Genomic DNA, 18,283 nt, shown 5'->3' with positions numbered 1-18,283 from the left:
CCAACAAGCAAATTATTTTAAATTATTTTTACTTACTTTATATATTATTATTTTTTTCGGTATTAATAATAATGGAAGGAACTTTAGATAATAACCACCTTTCCTTAGGATATATTTAAAAACAAAACATCTATTGCCATACAGAATGTGGCTCTTAATATAATCAGATGTATGATATCTAATAAAGCGCTTGTAATATGTACCATTAAATTGTTGCATGATGTTGCTTTTCAAGAAGCAAGGCTCATTCTTTGCAACAGGATTCAAAACAGCACTAGATAAATCATCGTGATGATATATTGCTACAGGAGTAGAATCGAGAATTAAACTATGTCCCTTTGCTAGTATTTTTAACCACGCTAGAATATCTTCCCCCATACCATAGCCCACAGGAAACAAGTTATTTCCTACGCTCTCTTTGTCAATTACAACCGAAGATGCAGAGAGTGGACACTGATTACGTTCACAATAAAGCTTAAAAAAATCTACTTCCCCCCTAATGTGGTTTTTAGAGGAATCCTCTCCAAATCTTTGATAACCAAAGCCATAAATGACATTTGATGGATAATCTTCAATAAGAGCTTTAGCTTTTTCAATAAAATTTGAATGGAATTCATCATCAGCATCAAGAAAGGCGACGAACTTAGAATCCGCTAGCTCCAAACCTTTATTTCTTGCAACAGAAACGCCTGCATTGGTTTGTTTATGGATATAAATTAAATCACCAAATCTCTTCTTGATCCTTAAAGCTATCTCATTTGAGCCATCAGTTGAACCATCATCTACGATGATGATTTTATTAGGTAAAATAGTTTGTTGCAATATAGAATTAAGTGCTCTTTCTACAAATTTTTCTTTATTAAAAAGAGGAACCACAACAGATATATCGAACCCACTATTACTTGAGTGCATTTTTCATAAACTCCAACGAACCAATACGCAACAGTGAAACTTTATTTTTTACAGCTTCATAATCAATTTCGAGAAGGTATTTCTCATTAGATAGTTGAGAATCATCGATACAAATCCGATCTTGTAGCCCTAAAGCTCCCAATAGACTCTCTAGTCGAGTCAAGCCTCTGGAAGAGTTAGCTGAACATATGAAGTTTTTTTCGAAAATTATTGAAAAACATACACAATGAAAAGAGTCCGTTATAACGAGTTTTGAATTCTTAATCTTTGAAAGCCATACTCCAACTTCATTATACTTCAATTGTACTCCACCATCGTAGAACAGGTTTTCAACTTTGTTAAATTTCTCTTTCGAAATTAGTTTCAACTGTTCTTCGAATACCGGTGACTTATCTAATTTATAATACACTAGAGAATTCAGGTCTTCAGCTACGTCATTGCTATTACCATCAATAATTTCATTAAAAAAATCTTTACTTACTAATAATGTTGGATCTAATACATGTTCGGCATCAACATTGAATATATCTTTACAAACCTTTACGCCAGTCGACTCTCTAACAGATACATGGTCAAATTTAGACAACAACCCGCTTATATTACTGGTAGCAGAACTATCATTCTTAAGCATCCAATCATCTAATCCAAAACTTGCTGCATATGATACTTTTTTACAAGATTTAGGAACAAAATCCAAAAAATAAACATATTTGGCTCTACCTGTATAATCTGCTCTCCAAACCTGATCGCTTCCAACGATTATAGCATCATATTCATGGCCAATACCTTCTAACTCTTCCTTAGAAAATATCTTTACACTTCTTTTTAAGAATTCATGCCTAAATTGCTCAAAACACTTATCATCAATTGATAATTTATTTTTGAAAAGACTTTCAATTAGATATTTTATCTTTCTTTTCGAACTAGATAAAAACGTTTCATTATATGTATGAGGAATAAAGTCAATTTGCTCTACATCATAACCCAGATTTTTCACTACTCTGAAAAGTGCGGCAGCTTGTAACACTGCGCCATAATTATTATCAGAATAATGAAAATTTAGCAGACCTACTTTATTTACATTGTTTTTTTTCATTTATAAATACTCACCAACTTACAACCCATAGAAAATTAAAGAAGAAACCAAATTATTAAGCTGCTTACCTAAAGTATATTTTTAATCCTTCTCAATATTGCTCTTTGGTAATGATTTATTTTTGTGAAGAATTTCAAAGTAAATAAACAACTTGAAATATCATTATCAAATTCAACAGCACTTTTATTATTAGCCCATAACTCTAAACTTTTTGCTCTTGATTTCATACGAAACAATTGAATCAACTTCAATAAAGGTGATATTTTAACATTGTCAAATCTTTTTGGAGGAATTAAATTCGCTCTATCTGTTTTCGACTTTATTCTGAAACCAAGACCATCATGTCTATGATTAAAACTGCCTTGTTGAGAATTTAAAAATACGGACTCTGGTAATATTTCAATTGACAAATCACCATTTTCATTGCCATTTGTAATTATTTCATCAGCAAGTGTGCTTCGCGTTACTATAACATTTGTACCAAGACCATCGTTAGAATATGGTTCCAACCAAGCATCACCTAATGAAATATCAGCTAGCTCAGTAGTTACATCATCACAAAAGTCGCATGCATTTGCCTTGAATAGTCCAGTGCCCCACATATCTCCAACGGCTTTCATTTTTATATTTTTATGACTATTTTCTTTATCAAGACAACCGAAAGAGTAATCACTTGCAGTACTAGTAGAGTCTTTAATTCTGAATTGTGGCTTACTAAACTCATTAGCAGACACACCAGCTTTACTGGCGAGGTATTCTGCAAAAAAAGTGCTTTTTACACCTCCACAGATTATGCCAACCAAAAACCCGATTTTATTTTGGAAGTAATGATCTTCTCTTTGCGCAAGTCTAATCGCTTTTATGAAACATGCAACACCAACTATCGCTACCTTTCCATCTAACTCTTTTATTTTTTTTAATGCCACAGCTAAAGTAACGGGATAGTACTTTGTCTTTGCTGCATTATTTAACTCTTCGATATTACTACTAATCGAATACTCATAGTGTGCATTAGGGTTATCATCAGACTTAACTGATATTACGTGCTGAATCTCACCACGTTGCATTAGTTTTGTTAATGTATAAGTTGCAATGCCACCTGATGAAGATTTTGCTCTGTGCTTTAATGAAAAGCCCACATATGTATTAATATAACGACCGATCTTTCTGTGTTGCTTTGTTGTTTCAGTCAAAAACACCTTAGCTATTTCGTCCTCAGTTTTTATCAATTCATCAGGCTCTGGATTAAAAGGACAGACCTTAATACACTTGCCTTCACAATTACACTGCCCAACTGGATTTGCAGTGTAGAAGCCATATTGATTAACTTTCATCTCAATTGAATTCGATTTACAATATGCAGCACAAACGCCACAGCCAATACACATATCATTTTTAACTACAGCATTTATCAACTCACCACAATTCATCCGCCACCCCTAACTTTAATAACCAATACACACCACTTTCACAATGAAAAGTTGAATTAATACTTTTTTGACTTAAAATAATTACGTATAGTTTTTGCTAAATCAATAAATTGTTTCATCATAGGAATAAACAAAAGAAATAATCTAACCTTAAAGCTAAAATCAACATTCACTCCCTTGTGAGCTAATTCGTTATACAAATAAATTGCGTCTTTCCTTTTCCCGAAAGAAATATAATTCTTGAATTTAATAAGCTTATAATTATTTTCAACTTTATCAATATAACCTTCTCTCTCAAGTTCAGGAATTAACATGGTTTTCAAGGTGTTAACTATAGTTTTTTCATATGATTCGTATTTTACAAGTACTTCTTCAAATGTTGAAAAGTGACCTCTTGAATGAGATGATTCACGCTCCAATATAGAGTAAAGAACACTCGGGACGGTTATACACGAATATTTATATAGAAGCGGAAGCATCAGTTGCCAGTTTTGCCCTGCATTTTTCTCAGTGTAAATATTCATCTTTGTTAACACGTTTCTTACAACACTTGTTTTTGCCATATAGTTACCAGCACCAAACCAGAAACCATTTTGAACCAGCAAGCAATCCTCAAAATAATCGACCTTAGTATTAAGATCACTTCTAGTTTCACGTGTACCGATTTTTTCCAATGTTAATTCATCTAATAAATTACTATGACATCTAACCACGCTAACAGACTCATCAGTTGCCTCGAGCGCAAAAACCATTTCAGATATTGCTACATTAGTTGCATAAAAATCATCACTATCAGGCCATACTAGGTATTCACCACTAAATAACTTAAGAGCATTGTTTATCGCAACCGATTGGCCTGCATTTTTTTGGAAAACATAGGTTAGAGAATAACCTTTTTCCTGAAAAGGAATAATATAAGATTTAATTATTTCTGCAGAGTTATCCGTTGAACCGTCATCGATAACTATCATTTCAATGTTAGGGTATGACTGATTCAAAATGGAATCTAACAGTCGATATACATACCCGCCGCCATTATAGCATGGAGTTATTACACTAACCTTTCTAGCTTTCATTAAATACTCACCGCTAAGCTTTTATATTAAACTTACTAAAAAACATATCAAGCAACCATTCTTTCTGTTTCTTATCCAATGCAAGTAAATAACTTGCTACTAAAATCACAACTGAAGATAACGTAGTTGTAATTACAAGCCTAACAAATCCTTGTTCGAACATTGTTACAAATGCAAACAAAACAATTGTACTCAAAAATGTTATAACCAAACACGGGAGCATCATTTGCCTTACAAACGACATTATTGAAAATTGTGGCAAATACATGTTTAACGTCCAAGCATTAGACAGCATACCAAGCATAACCATAAATATATTTATTTGGAATGATACAATAGGACCTGTCCCCATGCTAAATGCTATATATGAAAGTGGAACGACTAAAAGATAAAGTGTACCATTAATTAAACTAGGCCTTTTCACATTACCCGTGGCATGTATCGCACTAATAATCACGAACGATGTATTTGCAAAAAAGTTAAATACCAAAATATACTGACAGAAAGAAACAGCATATTCCGGAACTTTAACCAACCAAAGACCAAGAACGTATTCCATCTCAAATATAAGCGGTAATGTAACCAGTAACAGAATAATAAAAGTAAATTTAGCCGCATTTAAGACTAACTCATTAGTTCTGACATAATCACCACTAGCATAACTCTTAACTATCTGTGGCTTAACAGCTGTTACCGCACTATTTGCAAATGCCATAACCGCTGACTGAACTTGAGTAGCAACACCGTTTGCCGCATTAATCAATGCACCAAAGAAAACATTAAACAAGATATTAACCCCCTGCATCCTTGCAAGCACACTCAAATTCCCATATAGATCCCAACCTGAAAATGAAAACATTCTTTTAATTAGTAAAAAGTCTAAATTAAAATCTAACGCACAATCCTTAAAACTGTTTTTTGCGTATATAAAGTAAGTCAAAAATATAATTATTGAAACAATAAATACTAGACAACCATATATTACCAACTTATCTTCATCTAGATTAAATAGTAGATATACAACTATTAGCTTTAAAATTGAGTTCCATATTTCAACGTACGCAAAAACATTAAATTTTTCATACGCAATAACCATAGCACTATAAGGTACTTGCAAAACAGCAACACTTGCTGACAACAATGAAAAATAATAAACCCATTGAGCAGCTGTTAAGCGCGATAAAGGTATATCTAATTGTTCAAAAATTACAAACTTACCTAGTACCCAACCGGTAACAAGTATTAAAAATGCAATTATTATATGTATCAGGACAGATGCGGTAAAAACCTGTTGAACTTTCCCTTTTTTCCCAATTTCAAAAGTAATAAATCTTGCAGTAGCACTACTCATTGACGTATTTAAAAAAGACAGCATTAAAACGATGCTACCAACGACATTGTAAATACCAAAATCTTCTACACCTAGAGCATCCAACACAACTCGAGAAGTATATAAAGATACACCTAAGGTAAAAAACATTCTTAAATACAAGAAAATAGCATTTTTCGCTATTATTTTATTTCCTTCTTGCTTAGTCGTCCCTTCGGTCATTTGCAATCAAACCCAATCATTACTAATTATCGTTTCAAATGTTATTCCATTTATATCTTTTTCAGAAAGCATAGGAATTCCGGAAAGAGGCCAATTTATAGCTAAGCTCTCGTCAGCCCAAAAAAGTGATATTTCAGCTTTCGGATTATAAAAATCAGTACATTTATAAACGAATTCGGCTTCATTACTTGTAACATAAAAACCATGGGCAAAGCCCTCTGGAACCCAAAGCTGACGCTTATTATCTGCAGAAAGGTACTCACCAACCCACTGACCAAACGTTGGAGAGCCCTTTCGAATATCAACCGCCACATCAAATACCTCTCCTGAAACTACACGAACTAGTTTCCCTTGAGTATTTTCAATCTGGTAATGTAAACCACGCAAAATCCCTTTCTTGGATTTTGAATGGTTGTCTTGCACAAATTGTGTAGGTTTACCTGTTACTAATTCTTCAAATTTCTTTTGATTCCAGGTTTCCATAAAGAATCCGCGTTCGTCACCAAACACGCTAGGCTCTATAATTTTCACATCAGGAATACTAGTATTTATCACTTTCATATTCTTATCCTGTATATGCTTGAATATTATTTAATGCTACTTTCCAGTCACTCGCTTCAATTGCAAATACACTAGTGATTTTGTCGGTATTTAAGCAGGAGTTACTTGGTCGCTTTGCTGGTGTAGGGTATTGCTCAGTTTTTATATTGCTTAAGCTAGGACGCTTCTTGAGAACGCCTTTCTCGATTGCTATATCAAAAATAGTTTCTGCAAACTCGTACCAACTAACGTGGGGTAAGCCCGAGAAGTGATAAACACCATATTCAATAGCATCACCTTGGGTAATTCGATTAGCAATTTGAATTAACGCATTTGCAATATCACCTGCGTAGGTTGGTCCACCGAACTGGTCTCCAACAACATTCAATGCATCTCGAGTTGTGCCTAAGCGCAGCATGGTTTTTACAAAGTTATTGCCATTTTCACCAAACACCCAAGCGGTGCGAAGGATGATGTGTTTATCGCATGCTTGTGCTACGGCAACTTCACCCGCCAACTTACTTTCACCATAAACCCCTTGTGGGTTTGTGGTGTCACTTTCTACATACTCACCAACTTTATTGCCTTCAAAGACATAATCAGTTGATATATGCAGTATTGCAGCTCCCACATCTTGCGCAGCTTGTGCTAGGTATTTCGGTCCATCACGATTAATAGCATAAGAAAGTTCAACTTCCTCTTCTGCTTTATCTACTGCAGTATGCGCTGCAGCATTAATAATGATACTTGGTTTAAATTCAACAACTGCAGCATGAACGGCATCTAGATTGGTAATATCGAGGTAATCTCTATCAAGCGCTAATACTGTTGTATTTGTGTCCTTAGCTAATTGCTCAGTTAAACTACAGCCAACTTGCCCATTGCACCCTGTAATTAGTACCCGCATTAGGTCAGTACCTTTTTCTGATTTTCACTCACTAAACGTTTTAAATACTGACCGTATTCGTTCTTCATCATAGGCTTGGCTAGAGACAAAATCTGCTCGTTACTCAACCAACCGTTACGCCAAGCAATTTCTTCTAAGCAGGCAACCTTTAAGCCTTGAACATTTTCAATGGTTTGAACAAAAGAAGAGGCTTCATGAAGGCTTTCATGGGTGCCTGTATCAAGCCACGCAAAACCCCGGCCTAATAACTCAACATTTAACAATCCATCATTTAAATACATTTCATTTAGTGTCGTAATTTCAAGCTCACCACGATGAGATGGTTTAACTTGTTTTGCCATTTCAACAACGCGATTGTCGTAGAAGTAAAGACCAGTAACTGCATAATTTGATTTTGGTGTTTCAGGTTTTTCTTCAATCGATACCGCTTTCATATCTTCATCGAACTCAACCACACCAAAACGCTCAGGATCTTTCACTTGGTAGCCAAAAACGGTTGCTCCAGACTCACGCGATGCTGCATTTTTAAGTGTATTTGAAAAAGACTGACCATAGAAAATGTTATCGCCAAGGACTAAACAAACGCTATCATCACCAATAAACTCTTCACCAATGATAAACGCTTGTGCTAAGCCATCAGGACTTGGTTGAATAGCATACTCAAGGTTGATGCCAAAATCTGAGCCGTCACCTAATAGCCGCTTAAAGCCCGCATTATCTTCAGGGGTAGTAATGATTAAAATATCTTTGATGCCCGCCAGCATCAGAGTTGAAATAGGATAAAACACCATTGGCTTGTCGTAGATTGGAAGCAGTTGCTTTGATACACCACGAGTTAATGGAAATAAACGAGTACCACTGCCACCAGCTAATACAATACCTTTCATTGTGCATCTTCCTTCGTCGCAGATGGCACTACACCTAAACGTTCACGCTGATAACTCCCATCTTGCACGTGTTGACACCACTCTTGGTTAGTCAAATACCATTCAATTGTCTTTTTAAGCCCTGTTTCAAATGTTTCGATCGGCGTCCAACCAAGTTCACGTTGCATTTTACTTGAATCAATTGCATAGCGTCTGTCGTGACCTGGCCTGTCTGTAACATAAGTAATTTGTTCTTTATATTTTGTTTCTTTTGGCACTAAAGAATCTAAAATTGCACAAATCGTCTGAACAACTTCTAAATTTTGCTTTTCGTTATGGCCACCGATATTGTACGTTTCGCCTACGACACCTTCGGTAACGACTTTATAAAGTGCTCTAGCGTGATCTTCAACATATAACCAATCGCGGATTTGGTCACCTTTACCGTAGATAGGTAATGGTTTTCCCTCTAATGCATTTAAAATCACTAATGGGATCAGCTTTTCAGGGAAGTGATATGGACCATAATTATTAGAACAGTTGGTTACTATGGTTGGTAGGCCATAGGTTCTTAACCAAGCACGAACAAGATGGTCGGAACTTGCCTTAGATGCAGAGTAAGGGCTTGAGGGTTCGTATGATGTAGTTTCGGTAAATAAAGGTAGCGATTTATTGGCTGAAGGCTCATTATCCGCTGAAGGCTCTTTGCCTGTTGAGGGCTCTGTTTCATCCTCAATATCATCAGGGTGCGGTAGGTCGCCGTAAACTTCATCAGTAGAAATATGATGAAAACGAAATGCTTTCTTAGCATCTTCAGCCAATGTGTTCCAATACGCTCGTGTCGCTTCAAGAAGCGTATATGTGCCCACGATATTTGTCTGGATGAAATCTGCTGGGCCCGTGATTGAGCGATCAACATGTGACTCTGCAGCTAAATGCATTACAGCGTCAGGCTTACACTTTACAAAAACTCTGTCTAATTCCGCACGGTCACAAATATCAACTTGTTCGAAAACATAACGTTCATTTGACTCAATGCTTGCTAACGACTCTAGATTACCTGCGTAAGTTAATTTATCGACGTTGATAACACTATCTTGTGTATTATTGATGATATGACGCACTACCGCAGAGCCAATAAAGCCGGCTCCACCTGTGACTAAAATTTTCATTTTTATGCTTCCAAGATGTATTACTTGCCTAAGAACAAGTTCATTTTAAACGTTGTGAATTGAATTATCAGACTTTCCAATCTCAGCCTCTAGGTTGAGGCTGAGACACTTTTAATCAATGTTGAGACTGTCACTCTTATTTCTTACATCAGCGCTATCCGTTGTAACCTTCTATTTCGCTGTTTTTCTTATTTTAAAGAAGAATCTAGAATACTAGAGCGCTTCGCTGCTAGAAACTATAAAAGAAAAGATCCCTACTCTTCTTTCCTAACGAAATGTCTTATCAAAACAATCATCAAAGCTAATCCAGCCCCCAACACCGTACCTAGTAAACAAATCAAAGCGCGTTTAGGGCCATCTTTTTCTTCAGAAACTAGAGCAGGATCGATTGTTTTAAACACATATTCATCACGAACCTCAGCAAACATAATTGTTTTTGCTTGCTCCTCTATAAGCCTATAAAGAATTGAACGTATGTCAGCAACATTAGTTAATGCTATTTGTTTATTTAGAAACTCACTACTGCGAATGGCTTCGGCCACATCCCGCTCTTTCATCGCCTTGTTAATATCTTCTACTATCCAAGTCACCCATTGCTGTGCAATGTTAGGTGACAGATGCTCTACAGAGATTGTGACCATGCCTGTATCTTTGGCCGAGTTAATCTCAATAACTTTTTTGAAAACCTTAAATGCTTCTTGCATTGAAGGTTCTGGCTTAAATGGAGCCTTTACTTCCCGCAACCAAGTTTTAGTTACGGGGTTATACATTTTTTCATTATAAACCAGCGTATTAGTTGACATATCCCACTTATCTGTGGCCATTAAATCTGGCAAGATGTTGTGCTTTTGAATAAACTGGCTGGCGAATTGACGAGATTTTAACACCTCGATGGCCATTTGAGTTTTATCTACTCCTCCGGCGGCACCTAGGTTTATGCCCGCCATGCTAGCAAGTCCACCAAATTGGCCAGCTAATGCACTTAGTCCACCGCCTTGTTCTTCGCTTGCTGGTGCTAGTAATGCCTCAGATTTGTAGGTGTTTGGCTGCATGAGGGCGAAGATGACTGAGCCAATAGCGAATACAGTGGTTATGGCGATGATGAGCCATTTGCCCTGCCAGATGACGGAGAAGAGTTCGCGGAGGTCGATTTCATCGTCTCCCGGATTATGAACGGAGTTCATATGCGGAAACTGTGCGTCTGTGTGATTTTGTTGTACTTGTTTATTCATTGTATAAAGGTCCTAGGTCCTAGGTTCTAGTTCCTAGGTACAGGTTCCGCATGTAATTTAAAATTAGATGCTAGGTTTGACATTGTAATCAGCTGAAGTTTCTCTAACGCAGCCTTTTCTAATCTTTATCAAAGCACCTAGCATTGCTGAAATTTCTCTAGCTTCTTTTATTAGGTTTAACCCGGCTTTCTTTTCAATTACGCCGATTTCTATCGCTATGTAAATTTGGGTTGCAAGCTCACCAGATGAGCCTTTTGCGAAGTAAAGGAATCTGGCTGACTCAGCCCTAGACTCTCTTTCTTCACCTTCAGCGATATTTGAAGCAATCGAAACCGCTGCTCGGGTCATTTGGTCTTTTAAACCAAAATCGCGGCAAGTATTCAGCTCTTTGTATATCTCGCAAGCTAAACGACTTGCCCGTTTCCATACTTCCAAATCTTGAAATGCAAATAACTTCACCGAACACCATCCTTGGCTATTAGGTTTTGGCCCTAGCTTTTAGAACCTAGCTTTTAGAACTTAGGTTTTAGGGCCTAGGACCTGCTTTTCCTCAAACCTTCTTTTTAAAGATTTGCGACTGTGGCGAATGCGACTGCTGTGTTGTAGATGATGCTTGTTACTTGCGTCCAAAGCGTTAAGTTGTCTTTGTACTCGGTGTCGAGCGGTACAATGATGGTGTCGCCTGGTTGTAAGCTTGACTCATTACTAAACCACATGGATTTACTTGGTATCAGGACTGAGCCGTCAGCCTTAATAACATAGGTTCGGTCATCGTCTGCGCGCTCTCGTGCGCCACCTGACATTGCCAAGTATTGATCAATCGTTTGACCTTCCTTGAATCTATGTGTCGCTGCGTGCTGTACTTCACCCATAACCGCAATCGTTTGCTTAGTTGATGGCACGTAAAGCACATCTTCATCTTCTAACTGAATATCGGCTTGCTTAATACCCACTGAGATTGCTGATACATCGACAACTAAACGACCAACCGCTTGGATTGTTTCCAAGTCAGCTAGCATCATTTGTGCATCACTGTAGTTAATTACATTACCGTCTTTTGATACACCACGAGTAGCAACATCGCGCAGGAGCTGTTCTGCTAACTTTTTAACTTCTAACTGTTCTTGCTGACGTACAGATTCACGCACAAATACTGATGACGGCAAGTAAGCATACTCGGTAAAGCCGCCAGCACGTTTTAATACATCAGCTAAGGTTTCACCACGGCGAATATTGTAGGTACCAGGGAATTTAACTTCACCACGAATTTCTACTGACTTATTTTCTTGCCAATCAGGCGTTGTCATTACCGTTAAAATATCACGGCCCTTTAAGGCGATATTTTGGGTTGCATCACCTTGAAGCGCCGCTTCAAGTGCAATATTGGTATGCTTGATAGCTGATCCATCAACGGTCACGTAAGTACTGGTTAATTCTGCGCGCGGCGTATATGCGCCCTCTTCAAGACCACCAGCAGCCATGACTAAATCTTTAATACGAGCATTGACAGACAATGGATAAATACCAGGGTTGTTCACTCGCCCGTTAATCGCTACAGCCTGAACACCGTTACCCGCACGCCCTTGACTATTTAGCTTCATAACGACTGGATAAAGTAGCTCACCGCGGTTCATCGCGCCACTGAGCTTAATTAAGTCACTGTCGTCGAAAAGGTTAACCAACATCTTGTTGACTTCACCTTTTATCGCTTTGGCCGTTGGATCTTGGTCTTGGACTTTGCTATTAATGGCAACCCCACCGAGTTCAGAGCGGTCAGCAAACTTCTTCTGATTTAGCTGTGAGAAGCCAGCTTCAAATAAATCATTACCAATTAATGAGTTGCCAGCGAGTGATTGAACCTTTTGCACGCGCTCTTTTACCAGTTTGTTTAGCTCGTAGCGGTTTTGAGTTAAGTCACTAAAGTTAAAGAAGATGACTTTATCACGCGCCTGTAGCGTTAAGTCTTGTGAAGGCTCTTTGCCGTTAATCGCTTTTACTGGTGAAAATTGATAAACCTGAATATCACCTTGCTTATTGATTTCACGTACGATGATGGCGTATTCAAGGTCAACCGAGACATTCAAGTCGCCCCAGATAGATGGCACTAAATCACTGATTTTTTGGCCTTGATACCATTGATACTTGCCAGGGCGAACTACTGCGCCGACAACCGTAATGGCATCTTCATATTGTGTTGTTGCACTTTTAACACGGATTACGTCACCAGCAACCACTTTTGTCGCTTTACCAGCTTGAGTGGTTAAATCCACATTTAAGATAGTTTTAAGGCTGTTTGCATTAAATCGCTCAACGCTGCTGCGTCTCGGATAGGCACCAGGCTTAATTCCTGCAGCCATCTCGATAACTTGCGCCATGGTTTCGTGCTTTTTCAGCTCGTAAATAGCAGGACGACGAACTTCACCAGTCACGCTGGCTAGGCCACCCACAGAAGGGATGAATACCACATCACCAGAACGTAAGTTAATATCGCCCGATGCATCACCGCGAAGTAGCAGATCATAGAGATCCATACTGCCTACAAGCTTGCCGTTGCGCTTTACTTGAATATTACGTAGCGAGCCGATTTCGTTGACGCCACCAGCCACAAACAATGCCTGTGTAATGGTTGAAAGACTTGATACCGTGTAAGAGCCGGGTTTATAGGCGTCACCAGCAACGAAAATACGAATCGAGCGTAACTCGCCCATGGTGATGTTTGACTGAATACCGATCATCTGCTGATTGATACGCTCAGACAGAGTTTCACGCAATTCGCTAAAGGTTAAGCCAGAAACAGAGATTGGTCCCAGGTCTGGGAATTGGATAACGCCTTCACGGTTAATGACAAGATCATACTCATTATTATCTTTACCGAAAAGCTGTACCTTGATGTTGTCACCAGGGCCAACTAAGTATTCACTTGGCACGGGGACATCAGATACTGGCGCGAATGTTGTTGGCTCACCAGCAAACAGGTCGTAACCAAAGCGCTTTAGCTCTTTTTTAGCTGCATCTTCTTCAAACTTCAGTTGATCGTCTGACTTATCTTTTAGTGGCTTGCCAAATTGATCGACTTGAATTAATACACCATTCTCATCGTACTGAGCACGTGGATTAACTAAGTTTGGATTTTCAAGTTGCGGCTGTGAGCTACTGCTACCGCCAAGCATTGAAGGGTCTATGCCATACTGCTTTGCTAAGCGTTGCTGCTCAGATGCTGGAAGATTTTTAAATTGCTCCATCATTTGTGGCGAAGGCGTGATAGCACTCGCCTGCCCTGATAGCAATATCAGCGCTGACATACCAGCAATGATGAGTTTTTTAGTCTTGTTAAGCACCAGTAATCTCCGAGAGAGGGTTAAAATCAGAAAAGGTCCTAGGACGCTACGCTTCGAGGCGCTAGGTTCTAGGAAAAGCAAAATCTTAAAGCTGAGACGAACGGCCTACGGCCTTACGGCACGTGACTGTTTGTATTAATTGATTGTCACTACGGAACGCTTCGCTTACGGAAAAGCAAATACGGTAAAATTAGAAAGAAGGTTCTAGGTTCTAGCAAAGCATGAAATCAACATCAAAAGCCAAGTGGTGTTTTCTGTTGATTTCCTAGCAGGACAAAGTCCGTCCTAGAAGTGAGCTTGCGAACGTCCTAGCACCTAGAAGCGCAGCGCCCTTCTTAGCTTTTAGACACGCTACCGCCCATGGATTGCGGCTTCCAACGTGCCCATCCGCATTGCGGACCTGTTAAATTTTGTGTTTTTTATTTCAAATTAACTTAAGCTAAAATCAACTACTTACTATTGCGTCTAGCTTAAATTAACTCGTTTTCTTGCGTTATCTTCTACTCTCTCCTACTCTCTTCTATAATGTCTAAATAGATAGTGTGGATAGATATTTAAGCGTTCTATCAATTAGATAGCCCATAATTATAATTTTGAACATTAATCCAGCTTGGTCGCGCCAATCAATATCTGTATGCAATAATCAGGCAGCGCATTATACACGAACTCGCTCTTCTGAGCAGTAACTCTAAGTCAACATATCGTTTAGATGGCGATACTTTGTACGACAATGGAGATAGACTTTATTCCTGATGCACTATTGCTATACCGCTAACCAAATGCCTGCAACTATTTTCGCAATAGACGCCAGACTGTATGACGCTAATTCAGGTGCCCACTGTTAACTCTGTTACTCGCTCGGTAGGTTATCATCCTAACGGCCTACAGAATTGGATGTTCCATCCCATCTACCTATATAGCGCTATTTGTCATACCGTACTCTAATGGGCACTTTCAATAAGCACTTTCAATAAACACTTTCTAATAAGCACTTTCAATGCTTCATTTTCAATACAGGTTTTCAGGTTCCATGTTCTCAAATGGCATATTTTTAACACTATATTCAAAGCTATGGCGAATGTCTCACAAAGATTATGGCAAAATTAGTACTTTCAACGATTACCCGCATTCATGTGGGTACTATCAAGCAACACTATACAAGGCAGCACTGTTTCTAACTGCCTTTTCTAACTGCCTTTTCTAACTGCCTTTTCTAACTGCCTTTTCTAACTGCCTTTTCTAACTGCCATTTCTAACTGCGTTTATCAAGATCCACTGTAACGATTAAAACGCTGTAGCCTGTGTTTTACCGTACCTTAGATTTTAAAGCGACCTAAGCGAGTACTGTTTTATAAAAAAGTTAGCTTGCAACTAATTGTTTTTCATTAACATGCTTAATCACATCTCTATCAACGACGACCCGTTGCTGCTTACCCATTAGCTCAAACAGTACGAAGCATCGCTTCTCACCATTCGCTTCATCGAAGATCCCTTCAAGTTCCACAAATGGACCTTTTGTGAAGCACACCTTATCTCCCTGCTCCATCTTAGGTGCAGGTTCGGCGCTTTGGCTTGATATTTCAGAGAGCAGCTTATGTTCACGCATTTTGATTGCATGGATAACGCTGTCATCGATAGATGTCATCAGTTCTTTACAACCGACTATTCTGATAACGCCGCGGGTGTTATGGATTTTAGACACACTGGTGACTTCGGGGTCAAAATTAATAAATAGGTAACTGGGGAACAGCGATACACGCCGCACGCTTACTTGTCCTTTTACTAACTTTTCTTCTGGATAGGTAGGCAGGTAAGTATCAATCTGCTGAAGTGCCAGGTTTTGCTGCGCCCGGGCTTCGCCTCGAGATTTGCAATATATTAGATACCAAGCCTTCATTTAATTCTCTCATCTGTAATTCAACAACAGCTCTTAACAAGCGGTGACTTCCATTCACGGCACGAATACTAACAAATTTGTGGCCTTAATTGGAAGTCGCGACTTGCCAAAGCCGAGCTTTGAAGCTCATTTTTAACCTCTAGCTAAACATGTTATTCACGAGTGGTTATTAAGTCGGCAGTTACGTTTTCAAAATTGACTTTAGCTGCCCATAAAGGGTATATAAGGTAGGCTTTATCGCATTTGATGCTATTTTTAGCGCCAAATAATAAAAATTAGAATACAAGCCCACAATAAAACAGCTTATTTCATTACAAAAACACTTAAGACGTAACACTCTTAACTGACTGTTTGCACTGAAAGCTGTAATAATTTAAGCAAATCAAATTTCTGTAGTGATCATTGAGCTGCAGGCAATCACAAGCGAAGGTGGAAGAATACATGAGCGCAGCAAAACCCCAGGGGACGATGCTCGGGCATCCTAAGGGACTGTTCCTGTTATTTACGACAGAACTATGGGAACGTTTCAGTTACTACGCAATGCGTGCCATTTTGGTGTTGTATTTGGTTGACCAAGTGCACAATCAAGGTGGTGGCGGATTAGGTTGGACACAAGCTGACGCTCTATCGCTTTACGGTACATTTACCGCGTTAGTTTATTTAACCCCGCTAATTGGTGGCTGGTTAGCCGATAACGTATTAGGACAGCGTAAATCAATTTATATTGGTGGCGCACTGATGGCCATGGGCCAATTCCTATTAGCAGCGCCGCACGAATGGGTACCAGGTTCAGCGACCCAAATGTTCTACCTCGGCTTAGGCATACTTATTCTTGGTAACGGTCTATTTAAGCCAAACATCTCTACTATGGTTGGTGACCTATATGAAGAAGGCGATCATCGCCGTGATGGTGCATTCACCATTTTCTACATGGGCATTAACTTAGGTGCTGCCTTATCGGGCTTCGTTGTAGCTTGGGCTTATACTAGTTTCGGTTATACCGACGTTATTGATGGTAAAGAAGTCTTTATCAATAACTGGCAGGCAGGTTTCTTCTGTGCCGGTGTTGGTATGGTTATATCATTAATTATCCAATTCTTATTCGCGCAAAAACTACTAGGCGATATTGGTACCGTTCCTGCGGCTAAATTGGAAAGACAAAAAGCGGCTGAATCTGGCCAAGTACGCAAAGAGCCTCTGACGAAAATTGAACGTGATCGCATTAAAGTTATCATGGTCATGGGTCTATTCACGATTATCTTCTGGGCTGGTTTCGAGCAAGCCGGTGGCTTGATGAACCTGTTCACCAACGACTTTACTGACCGTATGATTGGTGGATGGGAAGTTCCGACGACTTACTTCCAGTCATTAAATGCGATCTTTATCGTATTGTTCGCACCTGTGATTGCTTCTATTTGGATCCGCTTAGGTAAGAATGAGCCAAACTCACCAGTTAAGTTTGCATTAGGTCTAGTACTACTAGGTATTGGTTTCCTATTCATGATTGGTGCGGTTTTACAGATGGATGGTGACGCTGGTGCTAAGTCAAGCATGTGGTGGTTAGTGGGTGCATACTTCTTCCATACAATGGGTGAGTTATGTCTATCTCCTATTGGCCTATCTATGGTGACTAAGCTGGCTCCACTACGTATCGCTTCATTAATGATGGGTGCATGGTTCCTGTTTATTGCCGCTGCTAACTTTGTTGCTGGTATCGTCGGTTCAATGATTGGTCACGGTGGAGCGAAAGAGGAGCAACTGGCTAACGCTATGTCGATCTTCGCTGGTATCGCAATCACAGCCGCTATCTCTGGTGTTGTTCTTTACTTTATGGCTGATAAGCTAGTTAGCTGGATGCATGGCGCAGAAGATGGACCTCATACTGAAGAAGAAGCTTTGACAGAAGAGATTGCTGTTACAGCAGAGCATGAGGCTATTAGAAGATAAAGCGGCAAAGACGGTTGAAATCCGATTTAAGCTGAGACGGTTTAAAGCCGAATAAGCAAAGACGGTTTAAAGCCGATTAAGGCTAAGATGATAAGTGCCGGAGACTGCGAAGACGGTAAGATCTGAAATAGCAAAGACGATTTAAGCTGAGACAAAAAACTGGAAAAGCTTGAAGCATAAAAAAGCCAGAAGATAACTCTTCTGGCTTTTTTGTTTTTAATAGTCGAATAGAAATAAGACGGTTAAAAGCCGAAAAAACTAAGATGATTTAAGACCGGAAACTGCAAAGACGGGAAGAGCCGGAAAAACATCAAACAC

General features: G+C 39.0%; 14 protein-coding genes. 1 reads left to right on the top strand and 13 read right to left on the bottom strand.

Features of this window, described 5'->3' with window-relative positions:
- Positions 1–12: 12 nt before the first annotated feature.
- The 13 genes from SHAL_RS07680 to rfaH form a co-directional block, all read right to left on the bottom strand.
- A complete protein-coding gene (locus SHAL_RS07680) occupies positions 13–912 on the bottom strand; it encodes a glycosyltransferase family 2 protein (protein ID WP_012276600.1) in 900 nt (299 codons plus the stop codon).
- Positions 899–2,008 carry a polysaccharide pyruvyl transferase family protein gene (locus SHAL_RS07675; protein WP_012276599.1) on the bottom strand — a complete coding sequence of 370 codons (1,110 nt, stop codon included), beginning with the start codon at positions 2,006–2,008 and terminating at the stop codon, positions 899–901. The genes SHAL_RS07680 and SHAL_RS07675 overlap by 14 nt, the downstream gene beginning before the upstream one ends.
- Positions 2,009–2,076: 68 nt before the next feature.
- Positions 2,077–3,438 carry a Coenzyme F420 hydrogenase/dehydrogenase, beta subunit C-terminal domain gene (locus SHAL_RS07670; protein ID WP_012276598.1) on the bottom strand — a complete coding sequence of 454 codons (1,362 nt, stop codon included), beginning with the start codon at positions 3,436–3,438 and terminating at the stop codon, positions 2,077–2,079.
- Between the two features lie 56 nt (positions 3,439–3,494).
- Positions 3,495–4,514, bottom strand: coding sequence for a glycosyltransferase family 2 protein (locus SHAL_RS07665; protein WP_012276597.1), 1,020 nt, complete (start codon positions 4,512–4,514; stop codon positions 3,495–3,497).
- Positions 4,515–4,527: 13 nt separating this feature from the next.
- Complete coding sequence (locus SHAL_RS07660) at positions 4,528–6,066, bottom strand: MATE family efflux transporter (protein WP_012276596.1); 1,539 nt, start codon at positions 6,064–6,066, stop codon at positions 4,528–4,530.
- 6 nt (positions 6,067–6,072) lie between these two features.
- Positions 6,073–6,627, bottom strand: a complete 555-nt coding sequence (gene rfbC / locus SHAL_RS07655; RefSeq protein ID WP_012276595.1) for a dTDP-4-dehydrorhamnose 3,5-epimerase — start codon at positions 6,625–6,627, stop codon at positions 6,073–6,075.
- Positions 6,628–6,631: 4 nt separating this feature from the next.
- The gene (gene rfbD / locus SHAL_RS07650) at positions 6,632–7,513 is read right to left on the bottom strand and encodes a dTDP-4-dehydrorhamnose reductase (RefSeq protein ID WP_012276594.1); all 882 of its coding nucleotides are present in this window, start codon (positions 7,511–7,513) and stop codon (positions 6,632–6,634) included.
- Positions 7,513–8,400, bottom strand: a complete 888-nt coding sequence (gene rfbA / locus SHAL_RS07645; protein WP_012276593.1) for a glucose-1-phosphate thymidylyltransferase RfbA — start codon at positions 8,398–8,400, stop codon at positions 7,513–7,515. The genes rfbD and rfbA overlap by 1 nt, the downstream gene beginning before the upstream one ends.
- Positions 8,397–9,551, bottom strand: a complete 1,155-nt coding sequence (locus SHAL_RS07640; protein WP_012276592.1) for a dTDP-glucose 4,6-dehydratase — start codon at positions 9,549–9,551, stop codon at positions 8,397–8,399. The genes rfbA and SHAL_RS07640 overlap by 4 nt, the downstream gene beginning before the upstream one ends.
- A gap of 254 nt (positions 9,552–9,805) precedes the next feature.
- The gene (locus SHAL_RS07635) at positions 9,806–10,783 is read right to left on the bottom strand and encodes a Wzz/FepE/Etk N-terminal domain-containing protein (RefSeq protein ID WP_012276591.1); all 978 of its coding nucleotides are present in this window, start codon (positions 10,781–10,783) and stop codon (positions 9,806–9,808) included.
- A gap of 63 nt (positions 10,784–10,846) precedes the next feature.
- The gene (locus tag SHAL_RS07630; RefSeq protein ID WP_012276590.1) at positions 10,847–11,242 is read right to left on the bottom strand and encodes a four helix bundle protein; all 396 of its coding nucleotides are present in this window, start codon (positions 11,240–11,242) and stop codon (positions 10,847–10,849) included.
- 104 nt (positions 11,243–11,346) lie between these two features.
- Complete coding sequence (locus SHAL_RS07625) at positions 11,347–14,121, bottom strand: SLBB domain-containing protein (protein ID WP_012276589.1); 2,775 nt, start codon at positions 14,119–14,121, stop codon at positions 11,347–11,349.
- Positions 14,122–15,481: 1,360 nt separating this feature from the next.
- Positions 15,482–16,018, bottom strand: coding sequence for a transcription/translation regulatory transformer protein RfaH (rfaH, locus tag SHAL_RS07620; RefSeq protein ID WP_012276588.1), 537 nt, complete (start codon positions 16,016–16,018; stop codon positions 15,482–15,484).
- 441 nt (positions 16,019–16,459) lie between these two features.
- On the opposite strand from rfaH, the gene SHAL_RS07615 reads away from it, so the two are divergent.
- Positions 16,460–17,965 (top strand): peptide MFS transporter, encoded by a 1,506-nt coding sequence (locus SHAL_RS07615; protein WP_012276587.1) that lies wholly within the window; start codon positions 16,460–16,462, stop codon positions 17,963–17,965.
- The last annotated feature ends 318 nt before the right edge of the window (positions 17,966–18,283 follow it).

Origin of the sequence: Shewanella halifaxensis HAW-EB4, from assembly GCF_000019185.1 — a bacterium.
Classification (GTDB): domain Bacteria; phylum Pseudomonadota; class Gammaproteobacteria; order Enterobacterales; family Shewanellaceae; genus Shewanella; species Shewanella halifaxensis.
The sequence above is the reverse complement of the archived record's forward strand: the minus strand, read 5'-3'. Positions and strand labels throughout refer to the sequence as shown.